Consider the following 15,007-nt stretch of genomic DNA (forward strand, 5'->3'; position numbering starts at 1 on the left):
GCCGGGGCGAGACAAGGGTTCCCGCGCCGTCCCTCAGCCGAACTGCGCGCGCCAGGCGTCCCAGGCCTCGTTGATGGCGCGGGTGCGCGATTCGGCCAGCCGGATCGCCTCGGGCGGCAGGCCATGGGCCTGCGCGCGATCGGGATGGTTTTCGCGGATCAGATTGCGATAGCGGGTCCGCGCCTCGGGCAGGGGCGTGCCGGGGGGGATGCCCAGCACCTCGCAGGGCAGGCAGCGCGGCTGGCCGGGCGTGCGGCTGGCGCGGATGGCGGCGTGATCCTCGGGCGAGATGCCGAAGATGCGGGCGACCTCGTCCAGGAACACCTGCTCGCCTTCGTGCAGCTCGTGCGCGGTCGAGGTCGCGATGACGTAAAGCCCGTCCAGCACATCCACCAGCACCGGGTCGCCGGGCGGGAACAGCCGCGCAAGCCGTTCCGCCCACAGGTCGAACCCGGCCACGTCCTTGCGGGCAAGGTCGAAGACATGGGCGGCGTGGCGTTCCTCGGACCGGGGGATCTTGAAGATGCGGCGGAAGGCTGCGACCTCTTCCCGCGCGACGCGGCCGTCGGCCTTGGCGATCTTGGCCCCCAGCGCGATGACACCGATGGTGAAGGCGACGGACCGTTCCGGCGGCACTACCGCGCGGTTGCGCCCGATCAGCGCGGCAAGGCGGTCGCCGATGCGCTGCCAGAACCCGCGGGGCGGGGGCAGGTGCGGCGGGGCCTGGGCGGTGATCGCGAAATCGTCCATGACGCCCAGCCTAGCCGAGCGCAGGCCCGTGCGAAAGGGCAGCAGGCATACGGGCCATGCGCGACGGCACTGCCGAAGGTCACAGGGCGGACAGGTCCTTGCCCATCAGCACCAGATCATGGAACCGCCCGAATTTCCAGCCGGCAGCGGGGATGAAGCCGCAACGCGCATAACCGTGCCGTTCATGAAAGCGCAGCGAGCCCTGGTTCGAGCCGGTGATCCCGCCGATCATGATCCGCCCCCCGCCGGCACGGGCGTGATCCTCGATTGCCGCCAGCAGCGCCGTACCCAGCCCCATGCCCCGATGCGCGGGATCAACATGGATCGAATGTTCCAGCGCCTTCGCGTAGCCCGCGCCGCCGCGGAACTGCGTGCAGGTGGCGAAGCCCGCCACGCCCGCAGCGGTGGCGGCGATCAGGAAGGCGTGGCCCGCCGCCTGCCGCTGGACGATCATCGCGGCGATCTCGTCCTCGCGGCGCTCGGTGGGCCAGAAGGTGATGGCGGTGTCGCGGATGATGGGGTTCCAGATCGCCGCGATGCCAAGGGCATCCTCTGCCCCCGCATCCCGGATCACGAAATGCCCCGGCATGGCCATTCCAGAACCCTCAAGCCTCATCTTCTTCGAAAAAATATCCTGGGGGAGTCGTTCGCAGAACGACGGGGGCAAAGCCCCCATGCGGCTGCAATCCGCGCCGCCCGCTCATCCCCGATGCACGCCCTCGGCCAGACCGCGCACGAAATCCAGCACCTCCGCCACCGGCTTGCCCTCGGCGATCTGCTTCACGATGGCCGAGCCGATGACGCAGCCATCCGCGACCCGCGCCACCGCCTCGGCCGCCTCGGGCGTCGAGATGCCGAAGCCGACCACCACCGGCAGCCCGGCCGCCTTGCGGATGCGGGCGACCTCGGGGGCGACCTCGGCTGCGTCGGCGGCAGGCCCGCCGGTGATGCCGGTCACGCTGACGTAATAAACGAAGCCCGAGGTGTTCTGCACCACCGCCGGCAGTCGCCGGTCGTCCGTCGTGGGGGTGGCCAGACGGATGAAGTTCAGCCCGGCGGCTTGCGCGGGGATGCACAGCTCGGCATCCTCCTCGGGCGGCAGGTCCACGACGATCAGCCCGTCCACGCCCGCCTCGGCCGCGTCCGACAGGAAGCGTTCGACCCCGCCCACCCGCGCGTAGATCGGGTTGTAATAGCCCATCAGCACCACCGGCGTTTCGTTGTCCGACTGGCGGAACTCGCGCACCATCTCCAGCACGCCGCTGATCGTGCCGCCTGCCGCCAGCGCCCGCTGACCTGCCGCCTGGATGGTCGGCCCGTCCGCCATCGGGTCGGTGAAGGGCATGCCCAGCTCGATGATGTCCACGCCCGCGCCGGGCAGCCCGCGCATGATCTGCAGCGAGGTGTCGCGGTCCGGGTCGAAGGCCATGATATAGGTGACAAAGGCCTTGCGGTTGTTTTCCCCCAGCCGGGCAAAAAGCCGGTCGATGCGGGTCTGCGGCCGCGTGGCCTCGGCGGGGGTGGTGATGAGGGGTTCGCTGTTCATGCCGGGGCCTTTCCTGCGTTGATGCAGCTTTACCGGCCCCGGTCGCAAAGGGAAAGCGGGCAGGCCCGCGCGGCCCGCTTTACGCCCCCGCCCGCGTGACCTAGATAGCCCCCCATCGCTGGAAGGGGTAAGACAATGGGCTTTCGCATGGGTATCGTCGGGCTGCCGAACGTGGGCAAGTCCACTCTGTTCAACGCCCTGACGCGCACCGCCGCCGCGCAGGCCGCGAACTTCCCCTTCTGCACCATCGAGCCAAACGTGGGCGAGGTCGCCGTCCCTGATCCGCGCCTCGACGCCCTGGCCGGGATCGCCGGGTCGAAGCAGATCATCCCGACGCGCATCACCTTCGTGGACATCGCGGGGCTGGTGAAGGGCGCCAGCAAGGGCGAGGGCCTGGGCAACCAGTTCCTTGCCAACATCCGCGAGGTGGACGCCATCGCCCATGTCCTGCGCTGCTTCGAGGATGGCGACATCACCCATGTCGAGGGCCGCGTGGACCCCGTTGCCGACGCCGAGACCATCGAGACCGAGCTGATGATCGCCGATCTGGAGTCGGTCGAGCGGCGGATGGCGAACCTGCAGCGCAAGCTGAAGGGCGGCGACAAGGAGGCGGTCGCGCAGGAGCGCCTGCTGAAGCAGGCGCAGGCCGTGCTGGAGGCAGGCCAGCCTGCCCGCACCGTCACGGTGGCCGAGGACGACCGCAAGCCCTGGGACATGCTGCAGCTTCTGACCGCCAAGCCCGTGCTTTACGTCTGCAACGTGGCCGAGGAGAACGCGGCCACCGGCAATGTCTTCTCCGAGGCCGTGGCTAAGATGGCCGCCGAACAAGGCGCCGGCCATGTCGTCATCTCGGCCCGGATCGAGGAGGAGATCAGCCAGCTTGCCCCCGACGAGGCGCAGATGTTCCTGTCCGAGATGGGGCTGGAGGAAGCGGGCCTCGACCGCCTGATCCGCGCGGGCTACGCGCTTCTGGGCCTGCAGACCTATTTCACCGTGGGTCCCAAGGAGGCGCGGGCCTGGACGATCACCCGCGGCACGCTGGCCCCGCAGGCGGCGGGCGTGATCCACGGCGATTTCGAAAAAGGCTTCATCCGCGCCGAGACCATCGCCTATGACGATTACGTTGCGGGCAAGGGCGAGGCCGGCGCCCGCGAGGCCGGCAAGTTCCGCGTCGAGGGCAAGACCTACGAGGTCAAGGACGGCGACGTGCTGCATTTCCTGTTCAACGCCTGAGGCGGGGAAGGTGGGCGCCAGTCCGGGCAGAAGGACTGCCGCTTTGGCCCCAAGCGGCAATTGTGGTTTCCGGTTCATCGGCAGCCGGCAGGGCTTGCCCGCGCGTTTCCATCCCGGCAGAGGCTGAAGCGCCGGCCGCGCAAGTCGGGCAGACCTGACGTCGAGCGAAAGGACATCCGAAGAATGCCGCGACCCATGTTCTTCCGTTCCGGCTTGCGGCGGTTCGGGTGGGATCTGGCAACGCTGTCCATCGCGGGTTTCGGCGCCTGGCTGTTCGCGGCGCTCGGCCTACCGGCGGCCTGGCTGATGGGGGCGATGGTCGCGACGGCGCTGGCGGCGGTCGCGGGCTTGCCGGTCGAGTTGCACCGGGCCCTGCGCGAGATCGCCTTTCTGCTTCTGGGCATCTCGATCGGGTCCAGCGTGACGCCCGGAATCGTCAGGGAAATCGCGGCATGGCCGGGCAGCGTCGTGATTCTTCTGGCCTCGATCGGCGCGACCATGGGCGTATCGAGCCTCTACCTGCAGCGCGTCCATGGCTGGGACCGGACCACGGCGCGCTTCGCCTCGATGCCGGGGGCGTTTTCCTCGGTCGCCATCATCGCCGCGAACAGCAGCGCCGACCTGCCGCGCGTCATCCTGGCCCAGAGCCTGCGGGTCTTCACGCTGGTCGCGCTGATGCCGCCGATCCTGTCGCTGCTGAATGGCGGCCTGCAGGCCGAAGGCGCGGCATTGCCGCCGCGGCCCGTCAATTCGCCCCCCGAAGCGCTGGCGGTCTTCCTTGCCAGCGGCGCCGCGGCGGCGCTGCTGAACCGGCTGCATGTCCCGGCGGGCACGCTGCTGGCCGCCATGACCATCAGCGCCACGCTGCATGCGTCGGGCCTGGTGCATGGGGGATTTCCGCAGCCGCTCGTCATCCTGGGCTTCATCGCCACGGGGGCGGTGATCGGCGCGCGGTTCCGGGGGACGACGCTGCAGACGGTCACGCAGACCGTGCCGGGCGCGGCGGTCAGCATCCTGCTGGCGCTGGCGGTCTCGGCGCTGTTCGCGGCCGGGGGGGCATGGGCGCTGGATCTGCCTTTCGGACAGTTGTGGCTCGCCTATGCGCCGGGCGGGGTCGAGGCGATGGCGGCCATGGCGCTGGTCCTGAACCTCGAACCCGCCTTTGTCGGCGCGCATCACATCCTGCGCATCCTCGGCCTCAATCTGGTCAGTCCGCTGTGGTTCAGGAACACCGGCCGCGGGGGATGAGCCCCGTTCCCTTGCGGGGGCCGCATCAGCGCGAGCAGATCTGCTGAAGCTGGACCCACTCGCCCTCCGACATCAGCGGCTCGGGCGGAGGATTCGCGCGGAACGGGTCGGCCTCGATCAGCGTCAGCACCGTCTCGCCGCTGGGATCGAGCGAGCGGGCATAGGGCTCGCTGGGCACGCCCGCCTCACGCAGCCGGTCAAGCAGCGCATCTTCGTTGGGGCGCGGGGCGGGGCGCAGCAGCAGCGCTGTTCCCTGTCCCGCGATGGCGCGGGCGGGCAATTCGCCCGAGGTCAGCATCGACATGGCGGCCCGCAGCCCGGCTTCGTCCAGCACCTTGCGCAGCGGATCGCCCTCGGCGGCCACGAGGTCCGCCGCAAGGACATGGCCCGCCGCCACCTGCGGCCCCGGTTCGCCCGCGATCATGTCGTCGCCGATGGCGATGATCCGCCCCGGCAGCGCCCGCGCGCCCCGCATCGTCGCGGGCAGCACCACGATCCGCCCCTCGGGGCCCAGCAGCCGTGCCGACAGCCTGTCCAGCACCGCCGCGCCCGAGGGCCGGTCGCAGGGCGCGCCGGTGGTCTGCCGCATGTCGGCAAGGATCGACAGCCCCACCGCCGTCCGCTGCGCGGGGGGCGCGATCCGCGCGGCATGGGCGATCACGGCGCCCGGCAGCCAGACCGCACCCGCCAGCACCACCGCGCCGATAAGCGACCACAGCAATACCCCGCGCAGGCGTCCGGGATGCGGGCGGCTGGCCGCGATGGCGGAATGGACGCGCTCGATCGCATCGACCATCAGCGTGTCGCCGATCTCGACGACCTCGTCCTGTTCGGCCGCGCCCGGCGCGAAGATCGCGGGCATCTGGCCGGGGTTCAGGCGGGTGACGGCGGGCAGGGACCAGTGGGACAGGGGTTCCTCGGACCGGGGGTCGCGCAGGATCAGCGTGGCGTCCCCGAAGGATACGATCACGTCGCGAAGCCGCTCGGACGGGTTCGGCCGCCAGACGCCGGTCGCCTCGAGGCGCTGGAACTGCGTCAGTGCGGTCACGATCGCGGAAGCCCTTTCCTGTGGGTGCGCCAGTCCGTCAGGAACGGGGCGGGGTTTCGGCAAGAATGTGCCGATTCAGCAGCCTGCGTCCAGAGCCGTGCGTGCGATGCGGCCAAGGCAATCGCGAAGGGGTCTTCGCGGCGACTGCGGGTGGGGAGCGAGGGCTTCACGCCCCCCAGCGTCGCCTATGACGATCCCGCTGGATACCCGGAACCGTCCGGAATGCCCTGCACGACGATCGGGCCTGACGCTGCGGCCGGTTCCTATTCCTCGCCGATCTGGATGCCCTGTTCGCTCGCCAGCCGCCGCATCCGCTCCTGCAGCTTCTCGAAGGCGCGGACCTCGATCTGGCGGATACGCTCGCGCGAGACGCCGTAGCGTTCGGACAGCGCCTCAAGCGTCATCGGGTCGTCGCGCAGGCGGCGTTCGGTCAGGATGTCCTTCTCGCGGTCGTTCAAAACGTCCATCGCCGACAGCAGCATCGAGCGGCGGGTGTCCAGCTCGTCCGCCTCGGCGTAGTCCTCGGCCTGGTTGGCGCTGGTGTCCTCCAGCCAGTCCTGCCACTGCGCAGTCGAATCGCCGTCCGCAGAACCGACCGTCGCGTTCAGCGAGGCATCGCCGCCCGACAGGCGGCGGTTCATCTCGATCACCTCCCGCTCGGTCACGTTCAGGTCGGTGGCGATCTGGCGGACGTTGTCGGGGCGCAGGTCGCCTTCCTCCAGCGCGCCCAGCTTGGCCTTGGCTTTCCGCAGGTTGAAGAACAGCTTCTTCTGGGCCGAAGTGGTGCCCATCTTCACCAGGGACCACGACCGCAGGATGTATTCCTGGATCGAGGCGCGAATCCACCACATCGCATAGGTCGCGAGGCGGAAGCCCTTTTCCGGGTCGAAGCGCTTGACGGCCTGCATCAGCCCGACATTGGCCTCGGAAATGACCTCGCCCTGCGGCAGCCCGTAGCCGCGATAGCCCATGGCGATCTTGGCGGCCAGCCGCAGGTGCGACGTGACCAGCCTGTGCGCGGCCTCGGAGTCCTGGTGGTCGACCCAGGCCTTGGCCAGCATGTATTCCTCTTGCGGCTCCAGCAGGGGGAACTTGCGGATCTCCTGCATGTAGCGGTTGAGGCCCTGTTCCGGGCTGGGTGCCGGAAGCCTTGTATAATTTGCCATTGTCCTTTCCTGTGTGATGACGCTGGCGGGATCATTCAGGGAACGTTGCGCCCGAAGGCGGGGTTCCCCGCAGGGTCGCCACCAGCGCCTGCATATCGGCGGGTATTTCACTATCAAATGCAAGCCAGCGCCCGTCCTGCGGATGCGCAAAGCCCAGATGCGCGGCGTGCAGCGCCTGCCGGGGGAAGCCTGTGACCGCTGCGGCGGCGCGGCCCAGCGCGCGGGCCGAGGCGCGACGGGCGCCGCCATAGACCGGATCGCCGATCAGCCCCAGCCCGCAATGGGCCAGATGGACCCGGATCTGGTGCGTGCGCCCGGTTTCCAGCCGGCATTCGGCCAGCATCGCCGAGGGAGGCGTGCCGAAGCTTTCCAGCATCGTGGCGCGGGTGACGGCGTGGCGCCCATGATCCATGCTGACCGCCTGCCGCTGGCGGTCGGTCGGATGGCGCCCCAGCTTCGTTGCGATCCGCAGCACGCCACCGGATTCGAAGCTGACGCCCGGCAGGCCGCGCAGCCGGGGGTCGGCCAGGTCGATTGTGCCATGCGCCAGCGCCAGATAGCGGCGGGCGGCCGAGTGATCCTCGAACTGCCGGGCCAGCGCGTGATGGGCGAGGTCGGTCTTGGCGACCACCAGCAGGCCTGAGGTGTCCTTGTCGATCCGGTGGACGATCCCCGGCCGGGCTGCCCCGCCGATCCCCGACAGGCTGCCCGCGCAATGGGCGAGCAGCGCGTTCACCAGCGTGCCGGAGGGCGAGCCGGGCGCGGGATGGACCACCATCCCCGCAGGCTTGTCGATCACGATCAGCGAATCGTCCTCGTGGACGACGTCCAGCGGGATCGCTTCGGGCTGCGCGTCGATCGGCTCGGGCGCGCCGATGGTGATGGTATAGTCGCCCGGCACCGCGCGGGTCTTGCCGTCGCGCACCGGCCCGTCCGGTCCCCGCACGGCGCCCTCGGCGATCAGCTTGCCGATGCGCGAGCGTGACAGGGCCGCTGACTCTGGCGCGGCCTCGGCCAGCGCCTTATCAAGCCGCAAGGCGTCGGCCGCTGGGCAGTCGGCCGGGATGGTCAGGACGAGGTCGGGCATGGCGCGGGATCATAGGGCAGGTGACGGCCCGGCGGAAGTGCCCGAACTCGCATGGTTGCGCCGGCTGGTGACGGCGCTGGCGCTGGTCATGGGCTTCGGCATCCTCGCGCTGGTGGCGATCCTCTGGCTGCGCTTGTCCCAACCGCAGCTGCCCGCGCTGCCCGAAGGGCTGGCCCTGCCCGGTGGCGCGAGTGCCGCCGCGATCACCTTTGCCCGCGACTGGACCGTGGTCGTGACCGATGCAGGCGAGATTCTGCTCTATGACCGCGCCGGCACATTGCGGCAGCGCGTCATTCCGGACTCCTGAGCCTTCCTTGATCCCATCTTCTTCGGACAAGTATCCCGGGATCGTCGTGTACGACGATGGGGCTGGCCCCCGGTCCGACAGCGAAGCCTTATGGACAGCCGTCCCCGAACGTCGGAAAAGATCATCATGAAGAAGACCGACAACCCCGCCGATCCGTTCAAGAAGGCGCTGGCCGAGGCGACCCGCGCCCTGGCCGACGAGCATGAACTGAACGTCACCTTCACCGCCGACCCTTCGGGCGTCGCGGGCGACACCATGCGGCTGCCGCAGGTCAGCCGGCGGATGACGCGGGACGAGATCGTGCAGGCGCGCGGCACCGCCGACGCCTTGGCGATGAAGCTGCGCCACCACGACGCCCCCACCCATGCCCGCTATGCGCCCGCAGGCCCCATGGCGCGCGAGCTTTACGAGGCGATGGAGACCGCGCGCTGCGAGGCGCTGGGCGCCCGCGACATGCCCGGCGCGCTGTCGAACATTGACGCCAGGCTGGGCGCCGAGGCCGAGCGCAAGGGCTATGCCCAGATCAAGGCCCCTGCCGACGCGCCGCTGTCGGTCGCGGCGGGCTATCTGGTGCGGCAGGCGGCGACGGGTCGGGCGCTGCCCCCGGCCGCGCAGCATGTCGCGGACCTGTGGCGGCCCTTCGTGGAACAGCAGGCGGGCGGCTCGCTGGCCGACGTCAACGCGGCGCTGGCGGATCAGGCGGCCTTCGCACGGCTGTCGCGCAGGGTCATCGCCGACCTCGGCTATGGCGACCAGTTGGGCGACGACCCCGACGAGCCGCAGCAGGACGACTCGGACGAGAACGCCGAGCAGGACGAGGAATCCGGCGACAACCAGGCCCGCGAGCAGGAGGAAGGCGACGACGCCGAGGCCAGCCCCGAGCAAAGCCAGGAGCGGACGCAGGACGAGCGGCAGGCGCAGGTGTCGCTGGACGACCAGTCCGACGAGGAACTGGTCGAGGACGCCGAGATGGCGGACAGCGAGATGCCGCCGGACCTGCCGCCCCCGGTCAGCGAGGCCAGCCCCGACTACAAGGTTTACACCCAAGCCTTCGACGAGGAGATCCGGGCCGAGGATCTGGCCGATCCTGCCGAACTGGAACGCCTGCGGGCCTATCTGGACAAGCAGTTGGAACCCCTGCGCGGGGCGGTCAGCCGTCTGGCCAACAAGCTGCAGCGCCGCCTTCAGGCCCAGCAGAACCGCAGTTGGGAGTTCGACCGCGAGGAGGGGACGCTCGACGCGGGCCGTCTGGCGCGGGTGGTGGCGAACCCGACGACTCCGCTGTCCTTCAAGTGGGAGAAGGACACCGAGTTCCGGGATACGGTGGTCACGATCCTGATCGACAACTCGGGGTCGATGCGCGGGCGGCCCATCAGCATCGCCGCGATCTGCGCGGACGTGCTGGCGCGGACGCTGGAACGCTGTTCTGTCAAGGTGGAAATCCTCGGCTTCACCACCCGCGCCTGGAAGGGCGGGCAGAGCCGCGAGAAATGGCTTCAGGATGGGCGGCCCGCCACGCCGGGGCGCCTGAACGACCTGCGCCACATCATCTACAAGGGGGCCGACGCGCCCTGGCGGCGGGTTCGCCCGAACCTCGGGCTGATGATGAAGGAAGGCTTGCTTAAGGAAAACATCGACGGCGAGGCGCTGGAATGGGCGCATCGGCGGCTGGCGCGGCGGACCGAGGCGCGGCGCATCCTGATGGTGATCTCGGACGGCGCGCCGGTGGACGATTCCACCCTGTCGGTGAACCCCGCAAGCTATCTGGAAAAGCACCTGCGCGACGTGATCGCCATGATCGAGCGGCGGGCGCAGGTCGAACTGATCGCCATCGGCATCGGCCATGACGTGACCCGCTATTACCAGCGCGCGGTCACGATCACCGACGTGGACCAGTTGGCCGGGGCGATGACCGAACAACTGGCCGCGCTGTTCGAAAGCGACCCGAGAAAGCGCGCGCGGGCCATGGGCGGCGCAGGGCGGCGGGGGTGATGGCGGAAACGGCAGTGCCACGCCCGTTGCAGCGGCTGCGGCGCCGGGCGTGATGATCCCCAAGGCTTTCGTGCGCATGTTTGCGGTGGCGGCGGCGGTGGCGCTGGCCGGCTGCGGCATCGTGCCGTTGCGCATGGCCCCCGCCGTTCCGGCCGCAGTCCAGTCGCAGGCCGAACCCGCGGGCTATGCCCATATCCGTTTCTACGGCGACGAGCTTGGACCCAGCGACGCCTCGGCCGACGACCTGGGCCGCGCCACGCTGGAGCGGCTGGCCTCCGGCGAGCCTCTGGACCTGCTGGCCCTGTCGGGCGGCGCGGATGCCGGGGCTTTCGGCGCGGGCGTGCTGAAGGGCTGGACCCAGCGTGGGGACCGGCCCGAGTTCGACTATGTGACGGGCGTGTCCACCGGGGCGTTGATCGCGCCGCTGGCCTTCCTCGGTCCCGGTTATGACGACGCGCTGCAGCGGTTCTACACCCAGACCACGGCCGCCGACATCTTCATCCTGCGCCCGTTGGCGGTGCTGGCGGGCGCGCCCTCGATCGGGGACAGCGCGCCGCTGCGCGACCAGATCAACCGGATCGTCACGCCGCAGATGGTCGCCGTCATCGCGGCCGAGCGACGGCGCGGCCGGTTGCTGCTGATCGGGACGACCGATCTCGATGCCCAGCGGCAGGTGATCTGGGACATCGGGCGGATCGCCGCATCAGGGCAGCCCGACCGGGTGCAGTTGATCCGCAAGATCCTGCTCGCCTCGGCCTCGGTGCCGGGGGCCTTCCCGCCCGTCACCATCGACGTGGTGGCCGGCGGGCGGCGCTATCAGGAACTGCATGTCGATGGCGGCGTCACGCGCGGCGTCTTCGCCTATCCGCCCGACCTGCGGCCGCCGCCGCCGCGGGGACCGCGGCGGATGTGGGTGATCCGCAATTCCAAGCTTGCGGCCGAGCATCAGGCCACCCCGCCCGGCGTCGTGTCGATCGCCGCGCGCAGCGTGACCACGCTGATCAAGCACCAGTCGGTCAGCAACATTGCCGACATGCAGGCCCAGGCCCGGCGCGACGGCTTCGACTTCAACGTGACGGCGGTGCCGCCTGACCTGAACCTGCCGTCCTACCAGCCATTCGACGCGGTTTACATGAACACGCTGTTCGCCGCGGGACTGGCGACGGGCCGCTCGGCGCGTGGCTGGGCGGATGACGCGCAGCCTCTGCTGGGGCGGCGCTGAAGGAAAGGAAAGCGGATGAGCTGGCAGGACTTCTCGGCCACCCTCGACCCCGCGGCAGCGGGGCCGAGGATCGCCGCGCTGCGGGACCTGATGGCGCGCCGGGGGCTTGACGCGGTGATCGTGCCCCGCGCCGACGCGCATCAGGGCGAATACGTGGCCGACGCGGACGCGCGGCTGCGCTGGCTGACCGGCTTTTCCGGCAGCGCCGGCTTTGCCATCGTCACGGCCCTGAAAGCGGGCGTCTTCATCGACGGGCGCTACCGGGTGCAGGTCCGGGCCGAGGTGGATCCGTCGATCCTCACCCCCGTGCCCTGGCCAGAGACCACCGCCAGCGCATGGCTGAAAAAGGCGCTGCCCCAGGGCGGGGCGCTGGGCTACGACCCCTGGCTGCATACCCGCGCCGAGATCGAGGCGCTGGAAAAGGGGCTTGCGGGCAGCGGCATCGTCCTGCGGCCCATCGCCAATCCGGTCGATGCGATCTGGCCCGACCGCCCGGCCCCGCCGAAAGGCGCGGCGCGCGTCCATGACGCGGCGCTGGCCGGGGCGGGTCCGGCCGAGAAACGGGCCGCCATCGCGGCGGCGCTGCAGGCGGCGGGGCAGCGGACGGCGGTGCTGACGATGCCGGATTCGATCGCTTGGCTTCTGAACATCCGGGGCGCGGACATTCCCCGGAACCCGATCGTGCAGGCTTTTGCCACCATCGACGCCGAGGAGCGGGTAGGCCTGTTCGCGGACCCTGACAAGTTCGACGACAAGCTGCGGGCGCATCTGGGCAATGAGGTGACGATCTCGCATCCTGCACAGTTCGCCCCGGCGCTTGAGCAGTTGCAAGGTCCGGTCAGGCTGGATGCCGACACCGCCCCCGAGGCGGTGTTCCGCGCGGTCGAGGAGGCGGGGATCGCGATCGCCCGCGACCGCGATCCCGTGGCGCTGCCCAAGGCCCGCAAGACCCTCGCAGAGATCGAGGGGATGCGCGCCGCCCATCGCCGCGACGCGGTGGCGGTGATCCGGGCTTTGGCGTGGGTGGACGGGCGAGAGCCGGGCCGCTTCACCGAGATCGACGTGGCCAGGACGCTGGAAGGCTTCCGCCGCGAGGCGGGCGCCATCGACATCAGCTTCGACACCATCTGCGGCGCAGGCCCGAACGGCGCCATCGTGCATTACCGCGTGACCGGGGCCACGAACCGGACCGTCGAGAATGGCGAGTTGCTGCTGCTGGACTCGGGCGGCCAGTTCCCCGACGGCACGACCGACATCACCCGGACCATCGCCATCGGCGCGCCGGCCGAAGCCGCGCGGGACGCCTATACGCGGGTGCTGCAGGGGATGATCGCGCTCAGCCGGTTGCGGTTCCCCAATGGCCTGTCGGGACGGGATATCGAGGCGGTGGCGCGCGCACCGCTTTGGACGGCCGGGATGGATTTCGACCACGGCACCGGCCACGGCGTGGGCGCCGCGCTGTGCGTGCACGAAGGGCCGCTGCGGATATCCCGCCGGTCGGAACTGCCGCTGGAACCGGGCATGATCTTTTCCAACGAGCCCGGCTATTACCGCGAGGGCGAGTGGGGCATCCGCATCGAGAACCTGATCGTCGTGGAACCCGCCGCCAGCCCGGACGGGCGCGAGATGCTGGGCTTCGAGACGCTGACGCTGGTGCCCATCGACAAGCGACTGATCGGGATCGGGATGCTGAGCCGCGCCGAGATTGCCTGGCTTGACGCCTATCACGCGCGGGTGCGGGACGAGATCGGGCCGCTGGTGCCCGAGGACGTGCGGGGTTGGCTGCAGCAAGCGACGGCGCCGCTGCAGGGGTGAGGTCGCAGGGGGCGCTGCCCCCGGCCGTTCCGGCCTTCCCCGGGATATTTTCACGAAGAAGAAGCACCTTGAGCGCGGCGCGGTGCGCTGGCATCTTCCGTCAGCCTTGGAGGACTAACCATGCCCATTTCCGAAGCCGTCCTGTCTGAATTGCGCGCCATCCTCGGCGATCGGCTTTCCACCGGCGAATCCGACCGCGCGCTGCATGGCGCCTCGGAGACTTTCCACCGGGCGCCGCCGCCGGATGCCGTAGCCTTTCCGCTGGACACGGGCGAGGTCTCGCGCATCCTGAAGGTCTGCGACGACAATGGCGTGCCAGTGATCGGCTGGGGCACGGGCACCTCGCTGGAAGGGCACGCGCTGGCGATCCACGGCGGGCTGGTGGTGGACCTGATGCGGATGGACCGGGTGCTTGAGGTGCGGCCCGAGGACATGCTGGCCGTGGTCCAGCCGGGTGTCACCCGCGAGGCGCTGAACACCGAACTGCGGGCGACCGGGCTGATGTTCCCGGTCGATCCCGGGGCAAACGCCTCGCTGGGCGGGATGGCGGCGACGCGGGCCAGCGGCACGACCTCCGTGCGCTATGGCACGATGCGGCAGAACATCCTGGCGCTGGAGGTCGTGCTGGCCGACGGGCGCATCATCCGCACCGGCACGCGGGCAGCCAAGTCCAGCGCCGGCTATGACCTGACCGCGCTGATGGTGGGGTCCGAAGGCACACTGGGCATCATCACCGAACTGACCCTGCGCCTGCACGGCCAGCCCGAGGACGTCTCCGCCGCCGTCTGCGCCTTCCCTTCGCTTTCCGAAGCCGTGACCTGCGTGGCGCAGACCATGCAGCTTGGCATTCCCATGGCGCGGATCGAGTTCATGGACCCGATGGCCATGCGCGCCATCAACCTGCACTCGGGTTCGGACTACCGCGAGGAGCCGCATCTGATGGTCGAGTTCAACGGCTCGCCCGAGGCCGTGCGCGCCAATGCCCAGGGCTTCGGCGAGATCGCGGCCGAGAACGGTGGGCAGGGGTTCCACTGGGCCTCCACCCCCGACGAGCGCAACCGGCTGTGGGAGGCGCGTCACGCGGCCTACTGGGCCACGCTGAAGCTGCGGCCCGGCGCGACGGGGGTCGTCACCGACATCTGCGTGCCGATGTCCGAACTGCCTGCAGCGGTCGAGGCGGCGGCGGCCGACATGCAGGAAGCCGGCATCTTCGGCAATATCGTCGGCCATGTCGGCGACGGCAACTTCCACACGCTGCTGCTGGTCGAGCCGGGCAACGAGGGCGAGATTGCAACTGCCAAGCGATTGGCCCACCGCATGGCGGAACGCGCGCTGGCGGTGGGCGGCACGATCAGCGGCGAACACGGCATCGGCATCGGCAAGCGCGAACTGATGCGCGACCAGCATAGCGAGGCTTGCGCGGTGATGGCGGCGATCAAGCAGGCGCTCGATCCCAACAACATCATGAACCCCGGCAAGCTGCTGCCGGACATGGACTGACGGCCTGACGGTTTCGTGAACAGGGTCGCGCCGCTGCCCGGGGCGGCTGTCGTGACTTTGCCCGGAAACCCGTGGAATAGTCCCGCCAAACAA

13 protein-coding genes are annotated in these 15,007 nt (G+C 69.9%); 7 read left to right on the plus strand and 6 right to left on the minus strand.

The window, feature by feature from the left end:
• Positions 1-33: 33 nt before the first annotated feature.
• The 3 genes from H5395_RS09620 to trpA form a co-directional block, all read right to left on the minus strand.
• Positions 34-750 (minus strand): molecular chaperone DjiA, encoded by a 717-nt coding sequence (locus H5395_RS09620; RefSeq protein ID WP_182792360.1) that lies wholly within the window; start codon positions 748-750, stop codon positions 34-36.
• 79 nt (positions 751-829) lie between these two features.
• Entirely contained in the window at positions 830-1,345 is a 516-nt protein-coding gene (locus H5395_RS09625) for a GNAT family N-acetyltransferase (RefSeq protein ID WP_255440584.1), read from the minus strand.
• A gap of 105 nt (positions 1,346-1,450) precedes the next feature.
• Positions 1,451-2,296, minus strand: coding sequence for a tryptophan synthase subunit alpha (gene trpA, locus H5395_RS09630; protein ID WP_182792361.1), 846 nt, complete (start codon positions 2,294-2,296; stop codon positions 1,451-1,453).
• Between the two features lie 135 nt (positions 2,297-2,431).
• Between trpA and ychF the strand changes: the two genes are divergently transcribed.
• Both ychF and H5395_RS09640 read left to right on the plus strand, forming a co-directional pair.
• Positions 2,432-3,529, plus strand: a complete 1,098-nt coding sequence (gene ychF / locus H5395_RS09635; protein ID WP_182792362.1) for a redox-regulated ATPase YchF — start codon at positions 2,432-2,434, stop codon at positions 3,527-3,529.
• A 183-nt stretch (positions 3,530-3,712) separates the two neighbouring features.
• Positions 3,713-4,777, plus strand: a complete 1,065-nt coding sequence (locus H5395_RS09640; RefSeq protein WP_220494944.1) for an AbrB family transcriptional regulator — start codon at positions 3,713-3,715, stop codon at positions 4,775-4,777.
• Positions 4,778-4,802: 25 nt separating this feature from the next.
• Here the strand turns inward: H5395_RS09640 and H5395_RS09645 are convergent, their stop codons facing one another.
• The 3 genes from H5395_RS09645 to H5395_RS09655 all read right to left on the minus strand — a co-directional run bounded on the left by H5395_RS09645 (position 4,803) and on the right by H5395_RS09655 (position 8,078).
• On the minus strand, positions 4,803-5,825 hold the full coding sequence (locus tag H5395_RS09645; protein ID WP_182792363.1) for a hypothetical protein: 1,023 nt from the start codon (positions 5,823-5,825) through the stop codon (positions 4,803-4,805).
• Positions 5,826-6,088: 263 nt separating this feature from the next.
• Positions 6,089-6,991 carry an RNA polymerase sigma factor RpoH gene (rpoH, locus tag H5395_RS09650; protein ID WP_182792364.1) on the minus strand — a complete coding sequence of 301 codons (903 nt, stop codon included), beginning with the start codon at positions 6,989-6,991 and terminating at the stop codon, positions 6,089-6,091.
• A 31-nt stretch (positions 6,992-7,022) separates the two neighbouring features.
• Complete coding sequence (locus H5395_RS09655; RefSeq protein ID WP_182792365.1) at positions 7,023-8,078, minus strand: RluA family pseudouridine synthase; 1,056 nt, start codon at positions 8,076-8,078, stop codon at positions 7,023-7,025.
• Here H5395_RS09655 and H5395_RS09660 point away from each other — a divergent pair.
• The 5 genes from H5395_RS09660 to H5395_RS09680 all read left to right on the plus strand — a co-directional run bounded on the left by H5395_RS09660 (position 8,077) and on the right by H5395_RS09680 (position 14,914).
• A complete protein-coding gene (locus tag H5395_RS09660; protein ID WP_182792366.1) occupies positions 8,077-8,385 on the plus strand; it encodes a DUF6476 family protein in 309 nt (102 codons plus the stop codon). The two genes, H5395_RS09655 and H5395_RS09660, sit on opposite strands and share 2 nt — an antisense overlap.
• A 126-nt stretch (positions 8,386-8,511) precedes the next feature.
• Entirely contained in the window at positions 8,512-10,377 is a 1,866-nt protein-coding gene (gene cobT / locus H5395_RS09665) for a cobaltochelatase subunit CobT (RefSeq protein WP_182792367.1), read from the plus strand.
• A 76-nt stretch (positions 10,378-10,453) separates the two neighbouring features.
• A complete protein-coding gene (locus tag H5395_RS09670) occupies positions 10,454-11,599 on the plus strand; it encodes a patatin-like phospholipase family protein (protein WP_234450928.1) in 1,146 nt (381 codons plus the stop codon).
• 15 nt (positions 11,600-11,614) lie between these two features.
• Positions 11,615-13,414 carry an aminopeptidase P family protein gene (locus H5395_RS09675; RefSeq protein ID WP_182792369.1) on the plus strand — a complete coding sequence of 600 codons (1,800 nt, stop codon included), beginning with the start codon at positions 11,615-11,617 and terminating at the stop codon, positions 13,412-13,414.
• Between the two features lie 120 nt (positions 13,415-13,534).
• On the plus strand, positions 13,535-14,914 hold the full coding sequence (locus H5395_RS09680; protein ID WP_182792370.1) for an FAD-binding oxidoreductase: 1,380 nt from the start codon (positions 13,535-13,537) through the stop codon (positions 14,912-14,914).
• Positions 14,915-15,007 lie beyond the last annotated feature (93 nt).

The sequence above is a fragment of the Paracoccus sp. MC1854 genome, from assembly GCF_014164635.1.
Taxonomy (GTDB): domain Bacteria; phylum Pseudomonadota; class Alphaproteobacteria; order Rhodobacterales; family Rhodobacteraceae; genus Paracoccus.